Source organism: Methanomassiliicoccus luminyensis B10 (assembly GCF_000308215.1).
Taxonomy (GTDB): Archaea; Thermoplasmatota; Thermoplasmata; order Methanomassiliicoccales; family Methanomassiliicoccaceae; genus Methanomassiliicoccus; species Methanomassiliicoccus luminyensis.
Map to the genome: position 1 here is coordinate 1 of NZ_CAJE01000026.1, position 13,921 is coordinate 13,921.

The window sequence follows — 13,921 nt, forward strand, 5'->3', positions numbered from 1 at the left end:
TGGTGTCGGGAGCTGGGAGCGCTCTTCTGACGTGTCCCGGGGCGTTATCCGGGAAACGAGCGCTCATGGGGTCAGTGGGTGTTGCAATGCTCAGTAGCCATGGGAGAACTTCACCCAAAACCGGTCGGATAAGGGAATATCAAACCACGTGCTCCATGCCGTAGTTGTCACATTGTCTCGGCGTGACCTTGCAATGTCCAAAACATCCTATGAGCCATTTAATGGCCTCGTGATGCAAAGCCATTCACCAGCGCCGTTTATGTAGAAAATCATTTAATACCCTTATGCCATTGAGCGCAACAATGGCGGAGTCCAATTTCCCCAAGCGTGCCATACAGGTATTGTCCGTCCTCCTCATCATCGGAGGCATCGCCCTCTACATCGGGTGGGGCATCGCGCACGGGAGCTGGAACTTTCTGGAGCCGAAGTACATTCCCATTTACGGGCTTACCGTCGTCATGGTCCTGTTCGGCGCGCTCGGTCTCCTGCTCGCCCGGCTGAAGGACTGAACCCCCTTCTTTTGATTATCTCATCGGATTTTCATCGGCCGGTGCGCCGCATCCAAGGCGGCCCAACACCATTCCATACGTGAATTCTTCGAACCGCCCCTGGGCGAGCTGGCTTTTCAATGCTTGTACAGTTCGTCCAGCCTATCGCCGATCTTCCTGGAGATCTCTTTCAGGCATGACAGCTCGTGCTCGTCCAGGCATTCCAGGATCTGATCGAGGGTCTGCTCCATGTTGGCCATGGCAAGATCGAACGCCCATCTGCCTTTGTCCGTCAAATACAGCTTGGAGGTCCTGCCGGCCTCGCTCCTATTTACGACATATCCGTTCTCGACGAGGGCTTTAACCACTCGGGTCGCCAGGCCCTTGTCTATGCCCAGGGCGCCGCAAATGACCTTCATGGATGCGCCCTCCATCTCCCCTATTGCGATTATGAAGGGGACCTGGGACGCCGTGAAGTCCGTGCCCTTGAGCTTCTTGTTGATGTTGGAGTCCAGGAACGATTTCATCTTCCTGGGCCAGATAAAGAAGTCCATGTTGGACATGCCACTGGCGACATCAATGTGTTTTCACTATTTATTTTCATTATCCGACATTAGTTGACTTGTCAACACATTTATATAGGGAATCTAGTTTGACTTGTCAACAGTCCATTATTGGGAGGTTGTCGATTGGTTTTAAATGATCAGTTATCGTGGTCCAACATCGACCCCGGGCATCGGAGGCTTATCATGGCTGGATTGACGCTCGGGATGCTGGCCGCGTGCCTGGACGGGACCATCGTGTCCACCAGCGGCGCCGTCATCGCCGCAGATCTCAACGGTCTTGGCCTGTACAGCTGGATGTTCACCGCCTATATGCTGTGCGAGACCCTCGCTATCCCCATAGGCGGCAAGCTGTCCGACGTATACGGCAGAAAGCCGTTCTTCCTCATTGGCATGGCCCTCTTCGTCGGCGGGTCCGTCGTGGCCGGGCTTTCCGTAAATATCGAGATGCTCATCCTGTCCCGCGCTGTGCAGGGTGTCGGCGCCGGCATCCTCATGCCCGTGGCCACTGCGGCCATCGCGGACCTGTACTCGCCCGTAGAGCGCGGAAGGATGCAGGGCGTCATGGGCGCGATCTTCGGCCTGGGCACCGCCCTCGGTCCGGTCGTGGGAGGGCTCATCACCGAATACGTCAGCTGGCACTGGGTCTTCTACATCAACGTCCCCATCGCCCTGATGGCCCTGTTCCTGGTCGCCAGGCAGTTCCCCTCCATGGAGGTCACCAACCTCAAGAAGGCCGACTACCTGGGGATGTCCGTCCTGGCCCTTTTCCTGGTGGACCTGCTCCTGTTCTTCACCTGGGCGGGTAACGAGTTCGAATGGGTCAGCTACGAGACCGGGGCGATGCTGCTGGCGGCAGCGGCCCTTCTGGCGGCGTTCGCCCACATCGAACGCAGGGCCGAGGATCCGGTCCTGGCCCCCCACCTGTTCAAGAACCGGGTGTTCGTCTACGGGGGCATAAGCCTGCTGATCTTCGGCATGGCCCTGACCGGTGCGCTCTCGTACCTGTCGATGTTCAGCATCTATATCTTTGGCCTCACCACCCTGGAGGCGGGTTCCCTGATGATATCGATGGTGGCCGGCCTCATGATCACCTCCACCCTGAGCGGGAGGCTCCTGGAAAGGACCGGGCACCGGCCCTGGCTCACCGCCGGTCCCGTCACATCCTTTGTCGCTATGGTCCTGATGTCCACGCTGGGACTGGGCGACAGCCTGTGGCTTCTGGTCGCCTACATCTTCCTCCTGGGCCTAGGGCTCGGCTGCGTAATGTCGGTGCTGATGGTGGTGGTCCAGAACAGCGCCAAGCAGGAAGAGATGGGCATGACGACATCAGGGGTCAACCTCTTCCGCGCCATCGGCGGCACCGTGGCGACGGCGGTGTTCGCCTTCCTGATCAACATGCGCCTCGACGATGCGCTCAAGAGCAACCTGGCGGCGGGTGCCTACAACGCTCTTCCGCACAATACCGACGTGCTCGCGTTCATCACGACGATGCCGCAGTACGCCGACCAGATATTGACGTCGTTCGCTACCAGCATGGACTTTGCCTTCCTGATCGGCGGGATCATCGTGCTGCTGATAGCCCTGGTGGCGCAGTTCATGAAAGCTCAGGACAATGGCCAGGGCGATACGAATGTCCGGGAGGGGTCGAAAGAGAAAACGGCCGATGACAAGGACATCGTGTAAAGGAAGCCCGTTAACACTTTCCCCGAAGGCCCCCCTCCCAAACTCTTTCCTTTTATTCAGATCACCCGTGGCAAAGGATCTTCTCGACACGCACCCGCGTACCTCCGGTCCCGGTCGCCGAACGGATGAGAGATGGGGAAAGAGGGTAGGCGAGCGGGCTCACATCGCCCTGGCGGCGTAGACCACCATGTCGGTGTCCTTGCCGCAGCCGATGCACTTGCCGTGGAACTCCTCCTTGGCGTACGGCGAGCCGAGGATCTTGAGCTCGCTCTTCTCCTCGATCCTCTTGCCGCACTCCTCGTCCCCGCACCACCCGAAGCGCAGCATCTTCTCCGGTACGCTGTCGAGGCTCTCCACGGTGATGATGTTGCTCTTCATGAACTCGGTGGCCTTGGCCCGCATGTCCTGGGCAATCTGCGCCAGGGAGGCCTTGACCTCGTCGGCCGCGGCGGCGCGGGTGAAGGACCCCTTCTGCCCGTCGTTGCGCCGGGCAAAGGCGACCACGCCCTTCTCGATGTCCCGGGCCCCCAGCTCGAGCCTGAGCGGCACGCCCTTGATCTCCCACTTGAAGAACTTGCTGCCGGGCCTCTCGTCGCTCTCGTCCAGCGTGACCCTGATCCCGGCCGCCTTCAGCTCGTCGCGAAGGGCCCTGGCCTGAGCGGTCACTTCCTCCAGGTTCCCCTTGGCCAGGATGGGCACGATGACCACCTGGAACGGGGCGATGGCCGGCGGGAGCACCAGGCCCTTGTCGTCACCGTGGACGCCGACCACGGCGCCCAGCAGCCTCTCCGACATGCCGTAGGTGGTCTGGTGAACATACTTGGTGCTGCCGTCGACATCCTCGTACTTTATGTCGAACGGCCGGGAGAAGTTCTCCCGGTAGTGGTGGATGGAGCCGAGCTGAAGGCTGCGCCCCTTCATCATGAGGGTGTCGATGCCCACGGTGTAGTAGGCCCCGGGGAACTTGTCCCACTCCGTCCTCCTGAGGAGGGTGTAGGGCATGCACAGCTTGTCCATGAGGTTCTCCAGGATGACGAAGTCCTCCTCCACCTGGCGCTGCGCGTCGGCCTCGTCCACGTGGCAGGTGTGCGATTCGAAGAAATGGATCTCCCTGACCCGGATGAACGCCCTGGTCTGCTTGGTCTCGTACCGGAAGGTGTTCACCAGCTGGTAGATCTTGAGCGGGAGGTCCGAGTGCGACCGCACCCAGATGGAGAACATCGGGTACATCGCCGTCTCCGAGGTCGGCCGGAGGATGAGCGGGATGTCCAGCTCGTTCAGCCCGGCATGGGTGACCCAGTATACCTCCGCGTCGAACCCCTTGATGTGGTCCTTCTCCTTCTGGAACTCGGTCTTGGGGATGAGGAGGGGAAAGCACACCTCGTCGTGGTTGGTGGCGTCAAGCTCCTCGCGGATGAAGGAGTCGATGTGCCTCATAATCTTCCAGCCGTACGCCGGCCACACGTTCATCCCCTTGATGGGGTATCTCTTGTCGGTGAGCCCGGCCTGCTCGACCAGATCGTTGTACCAATCGCTGAAGTTCTCTTCCTTCTTCATACCGACACCTCCGTGGACCGTGAGATCGTGTTCACTTGCCGCTGCGCAGGGAGATCTTGTCCGTCAGCCGGTTCGTCTTCTTTTGCTTCCTGACGGCCTTGGCGATCTGCGGCGCCACCGAGATGACCGACACGTCGTTCTCGATGGTGTTGGTCGAGTACACCGCGTTGCAGCACTTCCTCAGGCGGTCCAGGGCGCCCTTGGCGAACAGGCCGTGGGTGCACACCGCCGTCACGCTCCGCGCCCCCATGATCTTGAGCTGATTGGCGGCGGCCTCGATGGTCCCGCCGGTGGATATGATGTCGTCGACGATAAGGGCGTTCTTGTCCTTGGCGTCGACGTTCTTGGGCGCCATCCTCACGAGCTCGCCGGACAGCCTGGTCTTCTCCAGGTGGTCCACCTCGGCGCCGATGACCTTGCCCACCTCGGCGGCGCGCTGCATAGCTCCCTCGTCCGGCGCGAGGACGAGGTCGATCCCGTGGCCCTTGAAGAAATCGCCGATGCTGGGGGCGGCGTGCACGTCATGGGCGGCGCCGTGGAACCAGTCCAGGACGATGGGCTTGTGCACGTCCACGGTCACCAGGCGCTTGGAGGTCATCTCCATGAGGTTGACCATGACCTTGGCGCTCAGGGCCTCCCCCTTCTTGAACCGCTCGTCCTGGCGGGCGTAGCCGAAGTACGGGACCACCGAGGTGATCTTTCTCGCCCCCAGGCCCACCGCGGCGTCCTGCAGGAGCAGAAGCTCCACCAGGTTGGAGTCGGGATGGGAGTTCTGGACGATGATGGCCTCGTCATCGATGTCCTCCTCCTCGATGCGCACGTAGCACTCCCCGTCGGGGAAGCGAGCGATATTGGGCTGAATGTACCTGACGCCCAGCTCCTTGGCCAGGTCCTGTGCCAACGCCTTTGAGGAAGAACCGCCGATGACTATCATCGCCAGGGGGATTATTGACCGAGTCTTTTAATCTTTCCTGGTCCCGGCCGGGCTCCGCCGGGGATGCCCCTCCGCGGTCAGCCAATTGCAAAATTTTTTATCTGCTCCTCCTTATACCATTCCGGGATGCACATGGATACCGAGGCCACCCTCCCGGCCCCTGTGGAAGAAAGGCCACAGGACGATTCTGCCAGTTCACCGAGCGAGCCGGAGGCGGCCGGGCCGATGCCGGCCGAGGAGGGGATCGTGGTGGAGATCGAGGAGGTCCCCGCCGCTTCCGAGATGGAGCCGTCCCGGGAGGCCGGCTCCCCGCGGAGGCGGAGCAGGAGGAGATCGAGGATGTTCTCGTCCCCATGGGCATAATCTACGGCGACGTGGGCACGTCGTCCTTCAACCTCAGCGTCACCGGCGGCCTGGAGAAGATGGAGTACGTGCAGATGGAGCACGAGGCCGACGGGTGGGTGCTCGGCCAGGTCTCGGACATGCAGCGCAAGACCGACCTGTCTTTGGAGAAGGCCAGGTCCATCTCCGAGGGGGAGGAGGTCACCATCCGCGAGAAGGTCACCGCGCACATCGACGTGGTCGGCTACCGCGACGACCGCGGCCTCCTGCAGGTCCCCCGCACGCCCTTCAAGGCCGGCCAGCCGGTCTACAGGGCAAGGGACGAGGTCATCAAGAGGATCATCGGGCTCAAGGAGAATACTCCCACCGGGGCGTACATCGGCCTGCTGTTCGGCCACGACATCAGGGTGGAGGTGGACATCAACTCCATGGTGCAGAAGCACGTCAGCATACTTGCCAAGACCGGCGGCGGGAAGTCCTTTCTGTGCGGCGACCTCATCGAGGAGCTGATGAAGCACGAGGTGACCATCCTGGTCCTCGATCCTCACGGGGAGTACGGGGCGATGAGGCAGGTCGGGCACGTCGCCGACAGCGGCCGCAACTTCAACGTCACCCCGCGCGGGTACGAGGAGATGATCATCGAGTTCGCCACCGATACCGACGTGAACCCCCAGGCCAAGCCGCTGAGGTTCACCCTCGCCAACATCGAGGCCAGCGAGCTCCTCCAGCTCACCAGCATCAAGAACGGCAAGGCCTACCTCAACGCCTTGAGAAAGACGATCGACGCGGTGAAGACCGTCAAGAAGGACTATGCCCTGAAGGACATAATCCGGATACTGGAGAGCGACGAGGAGGGCAACAACGCCGCCCTGGTGAACGAGCTGCAGTTCCTGGAGGATGCCAAGGTGTTCGCTCCCTCGGGCACGAGGATCGACGAGCTGGTGGTCAAAGGGAAAATGACCATCATTAACCTCAAGGGCACCCCGCCGGAGATCGCCGAGCTCATCGTCAACCGCATCTGCACCGCGATGTTCGAGCTGAGGAAGATGGATCGCGTCCCGCCGATGATGCTGGTGGTGGAGGAAGCGCACAACTACTGCCCGCAGCAGGGCGCCGCCGCTTCCTCCAAGATCTTCAGGACCATCGCCGCGGAGGGCCGGAAGTTCGGGCTGGGGCTCACCATAATAAGCCAGAGGGCCGCCAAGATCGACAAGAACGTTCTCAGCCAGTGCAATACCCAGATGATACTCAAGGTCACCAACCCCAACGACCTCAAGGCCATCGCGTCATCGGTGGAGGGCCTCACCGCCGGCATGGCCGACGAGATCCAGCGCCTCCCCATCGGGGTGGCGCTGTGCGTCGGGGGCAGCATACAGATGCCGCTGTTCGTGGAGGTCCGTCCGAGGGAGAGCAAGCACGGCGGGGAGAGCGTGGAGATCATACCCACGAAGGACGGCGATGGAGATGCGTGACACCATTTCCGACGAGAAGATGGAGAAGTACCTCGACACTACCAAGCGGGCCCTGGACAAGCTGAAGATCGCCGCCCCGGCGCGGTCCTTCAACCGGAGGCTGGCGGATGACTTCCTGAACATGGCCACATCGTACTACCGCGACGCCCTGCACTTCCGCTCCGTCGGCGACTACGTCAACGCCTTCGCCAGCGTCAACTATGCCCACGGGTGGCTGGACTGCGGCGCCCGCATCGGCCTCTTCGACGTGGGAGAGGACGACAAGCTGTTCACGCTGTACGATTGATTCATTCGACGGACAGCACCCTCGGTCCCCGGGTGTCCGATTTCAGCCGGTAGACCGGGCCGAACCTCCTCAGCACCCTCTCCTCTTCGTCCAGGTCCCCGGTGGCGAACACGGCGTTGCCGAGCATGATCATGGAGGAGGGGCCGAGCCCGTCGAGCGCCTGGAGCGCTTCCATGACCTTGTCCGAAGCGATCCCGCTGCGCACGGTGAACTCCCGGCTCAGGCGGAGGAAGTTGTCCAGCGTCGGATCGCGGTACAGCTCCCCCCAGCAATCCAGGCCGGCCTGCTCCAATGCCTTCTTCTTCACCTTGTCCTGCAGGACCGCGGAGGTGCTCACGGCGGGACCGACCACGCAGGCCACGATGGAGATGTCGTCGGCGATCCTCATGACCTCCCCGAACGGGGGGACGCCCTCCTTCACCCGGAACGTGACGCCCCCCTTGCTCAGGGCGGCGACGTCGCCGAGCCCGCTGTGCCGCTCTATCTCCGCTACGTGCGCGGCCATGAACGCATCCTCGATGGGCATGTCGAGCAGCTCGGCCAGGGCGGCCGTGGCCGACAGGGCGCCGGCGGCGCTCATCCGAACCCCTCGCCGGCGGGCAGGTCTAGGACGGTGTCGACCTTGACGTCCAGCCAGCGCATGCCCATCAGCGCCGCCACGGCCGCCTTGGTCACGGGAGCGTCGGAAGCCTGTCCGTTGATGGTGACGGCAACCTTCCCGGTGCCCTTGGACATCTCCACCGCCGAGGTCGCTCCCCTGTCGATGCAGATCCCCGCCCCCCTCGACCCGGCGCGCACCGGCTCGCGGTTATCCGATGGGAAGAAGAACCCGGTGATGTGGCCCGGGCAGAACGCCGCCGTCCTCATCTCAGGACCTCGTCCAGTATGACGTCGGCCAGCTCTCTCTTGCTTCCCTCGAAGGGGACCTCCCCTCCGTCCTTGCGGACCAGGAACGCTCTCGTTCTCCCGGGAGCCACGTTCCGGAGGTCATTGGCGACGATGAGGTCCAGGCCGTGCTCGTCGAGGCGGCCCCTGGCCCGGCGGACCAGCTCCTTCTCGCTGACCCCTACCTCGGCCTTGAAGCCGACCACCTTCGAGGCCTTCTGTCGTATAGTCGGCAGCACCTTGGGCAGGCCCGCCAGCTTGAGCGTCAGCTCCTTCTTCCCCGACGCCACCTTGCCCTTGGTCCTCACCGGGGCGTAGTCCGACAGGGCCGCCGGGACCAGCACGATGTCGTGATCGATCTCGGGGACCATTTCCAGCAGGTCCTTCACCGTGCGGAACCTCCTCTGCGCGATATGGCCCGGCACGGGGAAGGCCATGCGCCCGTTCCACATCTCCACCTCGGCGCCGCGCTCCCGGGCGGCCTGGGCGAGCAGCACCGCGCTCTCCCCGGTGGTGTTGTTGGTCACCACCCTCACGTCGTCGATCGGTTCTTCGGAAGAGCCGCCGATCACCAGGACCCTCTTCGCCTTCAGGTCGTTCCGTCCCAGCGCGGTGATCGCCGCTTCCGTTATCTCCTCGACCGAGGCGATGCGGGCCTTCTTCCCGCTGAAGTGCGGTCCCACGAGGATCACGCCGATGTCCCTGAGCGTCCCCAGGTTCTTCTGCACGATGGGGTGCTCGTACATGGACAGGTGCATGGCGGGGGCCGCGATGACCGGTACCTTGGAACCTATCGCCACGGTGGCCATGGTCGTCACCGGGGTGTCATCGATGCCCAGGGCCATCTTGGACAGGGTGTTGGCGGTGCACGGGGACACCAGCAGAAGGTCGGCCCGGCCGGGGTAGTCGCCGAAGAACTGGATATGCTGGGCGCGGCCGTCCAGCTCCGTCACCACCTCGTTCCCGGTGGCGAACTCCATGGCCGCAGGAGTTACGAGCTTCTCGCCCTCCCCGCTCATCACCACGTGGACGTCGGCCCCGTGGCGGATAAGCTCCCTGGCCAGCTCGAACGATTCTACCGCGGCGATGCTGCCAGTGATGCCGAGCACGATGCGCCTGCCCTTCAGCGCGCAGCTCTTGGCGCAGCGGATTCCCTCGGAGGGATGCATGATGGCGCATCCGGCGGGAAGGGATTTAATCCTTGCTGATGGCGCGGACCCCCAAGGATCGTCAAGGCCGCGGCTACCTTATCATTAAAAAGGCCTCGTCCAGGACCCTCTCCACCGGCTGCGAGGCATCAATGACCCGGTAGGAGGGATCATCCTCGGCCAGGCGGGCGTACAGCGCGTCGACCTTGCGCAGGAAGTCCAGCTTCTCGAACTTGTCCCGCCCCTCGCGGTCCATCAGCCTGCTCATGGCCAGCTCCGGATCGAGCTTCAGCAGGAAGGTGCGGTCCGGGCGGATGATGATGGGCTGATTGACGGCCTTCAGCCACTCCATGGTCCGGGGCCCCATGAGGCGGCGGAGCGTCACGCCCTGGTAGGCCAGGGTGCTGCCGACGTAGCGGTCGCACACCACCCAGCGGCCCTCCTCCAGCCACTTTCGTATCTGCAGGGTGTGCTCGGCCCGGTCGGCCACGTACAGCAGCGTCTCGGCGAAGGCGCTCTCCGCCTCCCGGTTGGCCCGGCGCACCTGGTCCCCCATCCACGAGGAGGTGGGCTCGGCCGTCCATACCACGTCCTTTCCCACGGCCGTCAGCCTTTCGGCGAACCGGCGGGACACCGTGCTCTTTCCCGAGCCGTCGATGCCCTCGAACACGAAGAAGCGCCCCTTGCTGGCCAGGGCTGCCGACAGCGGCTCCGCCCTGGTGCTCCTTTCGATCCGGGTCTCCGAGGACATAGTGGTCCGGTATCCTCCGCCTGACTTAATAACATGGCCTCATGGAGGACCGTCCCCCGTACCCAGGATGGACTGGCAGTGGGTGCACATCCTGTCCTCCGCGTCGGCCCGCATGCCCGCCAGGCCCCCCTTCAGCTTCTTTCTCAGCCCGAGGTAGCTGAGCGTCAGCTCCTTCGCCGCCACCACCTCGTCGATGCGGCGGACCGAGGTGGAGCGGGGCGCTCCCCTCACCAGCTCGGGGTTCTCCCCGGCGATGGCGAGCATGGCGTCGGCGAACCGGTCCAGCGTCAGCTTGGTCTCCGTCTCGGTGGGCTCGATCATCAGCGCCTCGTCCACGATCAGGGGGAAGTATATAGTTGGGGGATGGAAGCCGAAATCGAGCAGCCTCTTGGCGATGTCCAGGGCCCTTATCCCTTTCTCCTCCTTGAGCCTCTTCGCCGACACTACGAACTCGTGCTTGCACAGCTCCCTGAACGGCAGGTCGTAGGCGGGAACGAGCTTCTTCCGGAGGTAGTTGGAGTTGAGGACCGCGATATCGGACGCTTCCTTGAGGCCGTCCGAGCCGTTCCTCAGGATGTAGGCGTAGGCCCGGACCAGCACGGCGAAGTTGCCGAAATGCGACACCATCTTGCCGATGCTGCGGGGCCGCTCGTGATCGAGGCTGTACCTTCCATCCTCCAGGACTATGCGCGGGGCCGGCAGGAACGGCTCCAGCCCCTTCCTTACCCCCACCGGTCCGGCCCCGGGCCCCCCGCCCCCGTGGGGCGTGGCGAAGGTCTTGTGCAGGTTGAAGTGCACGATGTCGAAGCCCATGGCCCCCGGGTTGGTGCGCCCCATGATGGCATTGAGGTTGGCCCCGTCGTAGTAGAGCAGCGCCCCGGCGCGGTGCACGATGCCCGCTATCTCCACTATGTTCTCCTCGAAGATGCCCAGGGTGCCGGGGTTGGTGATCATGAAAGCCGCGGTCCTCTCGGACACGGCGGCCTCCAGGGCCTTGAGGTCCACGCCGCCCTCTGATGTCGAGGGGACCTCGACGACCTCGAACCCGGCCATCGCGGCGGAGGCGGGATTGGTGCCGTGGGCGGTGTCGGGCACGATGACCTCCCTCCTCTCCTGTCCCCTCGCGTCGTGGTAGGCGCGGGCGATGAGCATGCCGGTAAACTCCCCCTGCGCCCCCGCAGCCGGCTGGAGCGTCACCGCGTCCATGCCCGAGATGGCGCACAGCGCCTTCTCCAGCTCGTGCATCAGCCGCAGCGATCCCTGGGAGCCCTCCTCGTCCTGGCACGGATGCACGTCACTGACCGCGGGGAGGGACGCCACGACGTCGGCGTACTTGGGGTTGTACTTCATGGTGCAGCTGCCCAGGGGGTAGAACCCGTTGTCCACGCCGTAGTTCATCTGCGAGAGGTTGACGTAGTGCTTCACCACCTCCCTCTCCGGGAGGTTGGGGATCTTCAGCTCCTCCCGCCTGAGGCTCTCCGGGACCTCCGCCTCCTCGTCATCGTAGGAGGGCAGGGAGAAGTCCGTCTCCCCGCTGAGCTCGAAGATGAGCCTCTCATCGTGCACCGCCTGGCGATAGCTCATGCGATCCCCTCCAGCGATGCGACGAGCTTGTCTATGTCCTCGTCCGTGGTCATCTCGGTGGCGGCGAACAGCATGCAGTCCCCCAGCTCGGGAACGTGCTTCGCCAGAGGGAGCCCGCCGATGATGCCGCGGCGCATGAGGACCTTGGCCAGCTTCTCCGGCTTGATGGGCGTCCGCACCGCGAACTCGTTGAAGTGGGGGGCCTTGAACACCGGGCTCTCGAAGCCCTTCAGCCCGGACAGCGCGTTCATGGCGGTCTTCGCCCTGCCCATGCTCGCTCTCGCCAACTTTTTCAGGCCGTCCCCGCCCACGGTGGCCAGGTACGCGGCGGCGGCCACCGCCATCAGCGCCTCGTTGGTGCAGATGTTGGACGTCGCCTTGCTCCTCCGGATGTGCTGCTCCCTGGTCTGCAGGGTCATGCAGAAGGCCCTCCTGCCGGCGGCGTCCCTGGTCATGCCGATGATGCGTCCGGGCATCTTGCGCACGTGCTCCTGCCGGCACCCGAATATGCCGAGGAGCGGTCCGCCGAAGTTCATCGGGGAGCCCAGGCCCTGCCCCTCCCCGATGACTATGTCCGCGCCGTAGTCCGCCGGCGCTTTCAGGACGCCCAGGGAGATGGGGTCGACCCCGACCACCAATGCGGCGCCCTTGAGGTCCTGCTTCAGCTCCGCGGCGTGGCTGTCGATGACGCCGACGAAGTTCGGCACTTCGATATATACGCCCGAGACGTCATCGCCGAGCTTGGAGCGAAGGTCCCCCATATCCGCCTCGCCCGTCTGCGGGTCGAAGCCGTAGTCGGCGATCTGCATCCCCGCTCCCTTGACGTAGTTCGACAGAACGCTCCTCTTCCCCGTGCTCATGATCGAAGGCACCATGAACTTCTTGCGCCCGTTGATGCGGTGGCACATGGTGGCCGCCTCCCCCAGCGCGGTGGAGGCGTCGTAGTTGGACGAGTTCACCGCCTCCATGCCGGTAAGCTCGGCCATGAAGCTCTGGTACTCGAACAGGGACTGGAGCATGCCCTGGCTGATCTCCGGCTGATACGGCGTGTAGGAGGTGATGAACTCCGAGCGCGAGGTGATGGTCTTGACCGCGGAAGGAATGAACCGATGGTAGACCCCGGCGCCGAGGAAGCACGGACGGTCCGCGGCGGTGACATTGTCACCGAGAACGGAGCGGACGGTCCTGATCACCTCGAGTTCTGACATCCCTTTCGGAAGGTCTATTCCGTCGACACGGACCTCGAGAGGTATGTCCGTGAACAGCTCGTCGACGCTGGCGATCCCCAGCTCCTCCAACATTCGCTCGTCCGGGACCATGCTCATCGAGCCCGTACAACGACTTGACTCGTAATATGGTTTATTCTAACATGCCGTTCAAGCAAAGGTCCCGGGCCTTGGTCCGCATCATCGCGGTGGGGCGTTCAGGGCGGAGGGAAACGAGCCCCCTGCTGACCTCCCCTCTCCCGGCAGGCCAGCAGGAACGAGATGAACGACGGGAGCGACTCGATGTCCTTGATCTCCTTCTTGGCCAGCATGGACAGCCTCGCCCTGATGGTGTCGTCGTACTTCACCCCGTTGGCCTTCAGGGCGTTCCGGAGCAGCTCCGCCAGCTGACCGCCCTTGCGGTCCCAGTCGGTGAGGATGATCGCCTCCTTGCCGCAGCCGGAGAGGTCCTCGGCCACCCCGAAGATGCCCCGGGCGTCCTGGACCTGGACCATCTCCCCCTCGATGCCCAGGGCGCCGAGGGCCGCCCGGTCCTTCTTGCCCTCTATCAGGATGACGCTGTTCTCCTGCCGCTCCTGGAGGTCCTGAAGGAGGTCCTCCAGGTCTTCCAGGGTCTCCTCCACATCTCTCATTTCCCCTCCAGGCGGGAGACGGCGGCGTCCATGCTCACCGGCAGGAAAACGGTCTTCTGCCGGTCGGTGTGCCCTCTGACTATCTCGGCCTTGGTGTCGAAGAAATCGCTCAGGAGCTCGACCACCGCCTTGTTGGCCCTGCCCTCCGTCGGCAGCGCCTGCACCTTGATGACCAGCCGCTTCCTCCAGGGGTCCACCTCCCCCACCGCGGCGGACCTCGCGTTGGGGGTGACCATGATCTCCAGCTCCACCCCTCCCTTCGCCGGGCGGAGGACTTCGGACCGGTCCATGCTTTTGCCATCATCGTCACCGGTGAAAAAGGTTTTGTCCGGCGTCGACGCTCCCTGTGCAGGCCCGTGGCGACTTT

16 protein-coding genes are annotated in these 13,921 nt (G+C 63.5%); 5 read left to right on the plus strand and 11 right to left on the minus strand.

The genetic code is table 11. From position 1 onward, the window contains the following. The first annotated feature begins 302 nt into the window (after positions 1-302). Positions 303-509: a hypothetical protein gene (locus WYS_RS13595; protein ID WP_019178730.1), complete on the plus strand. Its 207-nt coding sequence runs from the start codon at positions 303-305 to the stop codon at positions 507-509. A gap of 116 nt (positions 510-625) precedes the next feature. On the opposite strand, the gene WYS_RS13600 is transcribed toward WYS_RS13595, so the two are convergent. Further along, positions 626-1,051 carry a MarR family winged helix-turn-helix transcriptional regulator gene (locus WYS_RS13600; RefSeq protein WP_019178731.1) on the minus strand — a complete coding sequence of 142 codons (426 nt, stop codon included), beginning with the start codon at positions 1,049-1,051 and terminating at the stop codon, positions 626-628. A 186-nt stretch (positions 1,052-1,237) separates the two neighbouring features. Here WYS_RS13600 and WYS_RS13605 point away from each other — a divergent pair, with 186 nt between their 5' ends. After that, a complete protein-coding gene (locus WYS_RS13605; protein WP_147654215.1) occupies positions 1,238-2,737 on the plus strand; it encodes an MDR family MFS transporter in 1,500 nt (499 codons plus the stop codon). Positions 2,738-2,896: 159 nt separating this feature from the next. Here WYS_RS13605 and proS read toward each other — a convergent pair whose 3' ends face one another. Continuing rightward, positions 2,897-4,294: a proline--tRNA ligase gene (proS, locus tag WYS_RS13610; RefSeq protein WP_019178733.1), complete on the minus strand. Its 1,398-nt coding sequence runs from the start codon at positions 4,292-4,294 to the stop codon at positions 2,897-2,899. Positions 4,295-4,325: 31 nt separating this feature from the next. Next, positions 4,326-5,228 carry a ribose-phosphate diphosphokinase gene (locus WYS_RS13615; protein ID WP_019178734.1) on the minus strand — a complete coding sequence of 301 codons (903 nt, stop codon included), beginning with the start codon at positions 5,226-5,228 and terminating at the stop codon, positions 4,326-4,328. Positions 5,229-5,354: 126 nt separating this feature from the next. Here WYS_RS13615 and WYS_RS15495 point away from each other — a divergent pair, with 126 nt between their 5' ends. Genes WYS_RS15495 through WYS_RS13625 form a run of 3 tightly spaced genes read left to right on the plus strand, consistent with a single transcriptional unit; the run spans position 5,355 to position 7,328 of the window. Continuing rightward, positions 5,355-5,591: a hypothetical protein gene (locus WYS_RS15495; protein ID WP_019178735.1), complete on the plus strand. Its 237-nt coding sequence runs from the start codon at positions 5,355-5,357 to the stop codon at positions 5,589-5,591. Next, positions 5,582-7,042 (plus strand): helicase HerA domain-containing protein, encoded by a 1,461-nt coding sequence (locus WYS_RS15500; protein WP_019178736.1) that lies wholly within the window; start codon positions 5,582-5,584, stop codon positions 7,040-7,042. Before WYS_RS15495 ends, WYS_RS15500 begins: the two co-directional genes overlap by 10 nt. Beyond that, on the plus strand, positions 7,029-7,328 hold the full coding sequence (locus WYS_RS13625; RefSeq protein WP_019178737.1) for a DUF357 domain-containing protein: 300 nt from the start codon (positions 7,029-7,031) through the stop codon (positions 7,326-7,328). The genes WYS_RS15500 and WYS_RS13625 overlap by 14 nt, the downstream gene beginning before the upstream one ends. A gap of 1 nt (position 7,329) precedes the next feature. Here WYS_RS13625 and WYS_RS13630 read toward each other — a convergent pair whose 3' ends face one another. From WYS_RS13630 to WYS_RS15510, 8 genes are all read right to left on the minus strand, one after another. Continuing rightward, positions 7,330-7,908 carry a hypothetical protein gene (locus WYS_RS13630; RefSeq protein ID WP_019178738.1) on the minus strand — a complete coding sequence of 193 codons (579 nt, stop codon included), beginning with the start codon at positions 7,906-7,908 and terminating at the stop codon, positions 7,330-7,332. After that, on the minus strand, positions 7,905-8,195 hold the full coding sequence (locus WYS_RS13635) for a hypothetical protein (RefSeq protein WP_019178739.1): 291 nt from the start codon (positions 8,193-8,195) through the stop codon (positions 7,905-7,907). The genes WYS_RS13630 and WYS_RS13635 overlap by 4 nt, the downstream gene beginning before the upstream one ends. Beyond that, positions 8,192-9,382, minus strand: a complete 1,191-nt coding sequence (gene coaBC, locus WYS_RS13640; protein WP_019178740.1) for a bifunctional phosphopantothenoylcysteine decarboxylase/phosphopantothenate--cysteine ligase CoaBC — start codon at positions 9,380-9,382, stop codon at positions 8,192-8,194. The genes WYS_RS13635 and coaBC overlap by 4 nt, the downstream gene beginning before the upstream one ends. Positions 9,383-9,455: 73 nt before the next feature. Further along, the gene (gene tmk / locus WYS_RS13645) at positions 9,456-10,112 is read right to left on the minus strand and encodes a dTMP kinase (RefSeq protein ID WP_019178741.1); all 657 of its coding nucleotides are present in this window, start codon (positions 10,110-10,112) and stop codon (positions 9,456-9,458) included. 39 nt (positions 10,113-10,151) lie between these two features. Beyond that, on the minus strand, positions 10,152-11,696 hold the full coding sequence (gene gcvPB, locus WYS_RS13650; protein WP_019178742.1) for an aminomethyl-transferring glycine dehydrogenase subunit GcvPB: 1,545 nt from the start codon (positions 11,694-11,696) through the stop codon (positions 10,152-10,154). Further along, entirely contained in the window at positions 11,693-13,021 is a 1,329-nt protein-coding gene (gene gcvPA / locus WYS_RS13655) for an aminomethyl-transferring glycine dehydrogenase subunit GcvPA (RefSeq protein WP_019178743.1), read from the minus strand. The genes gcvPB and gcvPA overlap by 4 nt, the downstream gene beginning before the upstream one ends. 98 nt (positions 13,022-13,119) lie before the next feature. Then, the gene (locus tag WYS_RS15505) at positions 13,120-13,554 is read right to left on the minus strand and encodes a hypothetical protein (protein WP_019178744.1); all 435 of its coding nucleotides are present in this window, start codon (positions 13,552-13,554) and stop codon (positions 13,120-13,122) included. Continuing rightward, positions 13,551-13,844, minus strand: a complete 294-nt coding sequence (locus WYS_RS15510; RefSeq protein WP_019178745.1) for a DUF167 domain-containing protein — start codon at positions 13,842-13,844, stop codon at positions 13,551-13,553. The genes WYS_RS15505 and WYS_RS15510 overlap by 4 nt, the downstream gene beginning before the upstream one ends. Positions 13,845-13,921 lie beyond the last annotated feature (77 nt).

Coding starts and splice junctions, on each gene's coding strand:
- WYS_RS13595 (WP_019178730.1), top strand. CDS start 303: ATGGCGGAGTCCAATTTCCCCAAGCGTGCCATACAGGTATTGTCCGTC.
- WYS_RS13600 (WP_019178731.1), bottom strand. CDS start 1,051: ATGTCCAACATGGACTTCTTTATCTGGCCCAGGAAGATGAAATCGTTC.
- WYS_RS13605 (WP_147654215.1), top strand. CDS start 1,238: ATGGCTGGATTGACGCTCGGGATGCTGGCCGCGTGCCTGGACGGGACC.
- proS (WP_019178733.1), bottom strand. CDS start 4,294: ATGAAGAAGGAAGAGAACTTCAGCGATTGGTACAACGATCTGGTCGAG.
- WYS_RS13615 (WP_019178734.1), bottom strand. CDS start 5,228: ATGATAGTCATCGGCGGTTCTTCCTCAAAGGCGTTGGCACAGGACCTG.
- WYS_RS15495 (WP_019178735.1), top strand. CDS start 5,355: ATGCACATGGATACCGAGGCCACCCTCCCGGCCCCTGTGGAAGAAAGG.
- WYS_RS15500 (WP_019178736.1), top strand. CDS start 5,582: ATGGGCATAATCTACGGCGACGTGGGCACGTCGTCCTTCAACCTCAGC.
- WYS_RS13625 (WP_019178737.1), top strand. CDS start 7,029: ATGGAGATGCGTGACACCATTTCCGACGAGAAGATGGAGAAGTACCTC.
- WYS_RS13630 (WP_019178738.1), bottom strand. CDS start 7,908: ATGAGCGCCGCCGGCGCCCTGTCGGCCACGGCCGCCCTGGCCGAGCTG.
- WYS_RS13635 (WP_019178739.1), bottom strand. CDS start 8,195: ATGAGGACGGCGGCGTTCTGCCCGGGCCACATCACCGGGTTCTTCTTC.
- coaBC (WP_019178740.1), bottom strand. CDS start 9,382: ATGCATCCCTCCGAGGGAATCCGCTGCGCCAAGAGCTGCGCGCTGAAG.
- tmk (WP_019178741.1), bottom strand. CDS start 10,112: ATGTCCTCGGAGACCCGGATCGAAAGGAGCACCAGGGCGGAGCCGCTG.
- gcvPB (WP_019178742.1), bottom strand. CDS start 11,696: ATGAGCTATCGCCAGGCGGTGCACGATGAGAGGCTCATCTTCGAGCTC.
- gcvPA (WP_019178743.1), bottom strand. CDS start 13,021: ATGAGCATGGTCCCGGACGAGCGAATGTTGGAGGAGCTGGGGATCGCC.
- WYS_RS15505 (WP_019178744.1), bottom strand. CDS start 13,554: ATGAGAGATGTGGAGGAGACCCTGGAAGACCTGGAGGACCTCCTTCAG.
- WYS_RS15510 (WP_019178745.1), bottom strand. CDS start 13,844: ATGGACCGGTCCGAAGTCCTCCGCCCGGCGAAGGGAGGGGTGGAGCTG.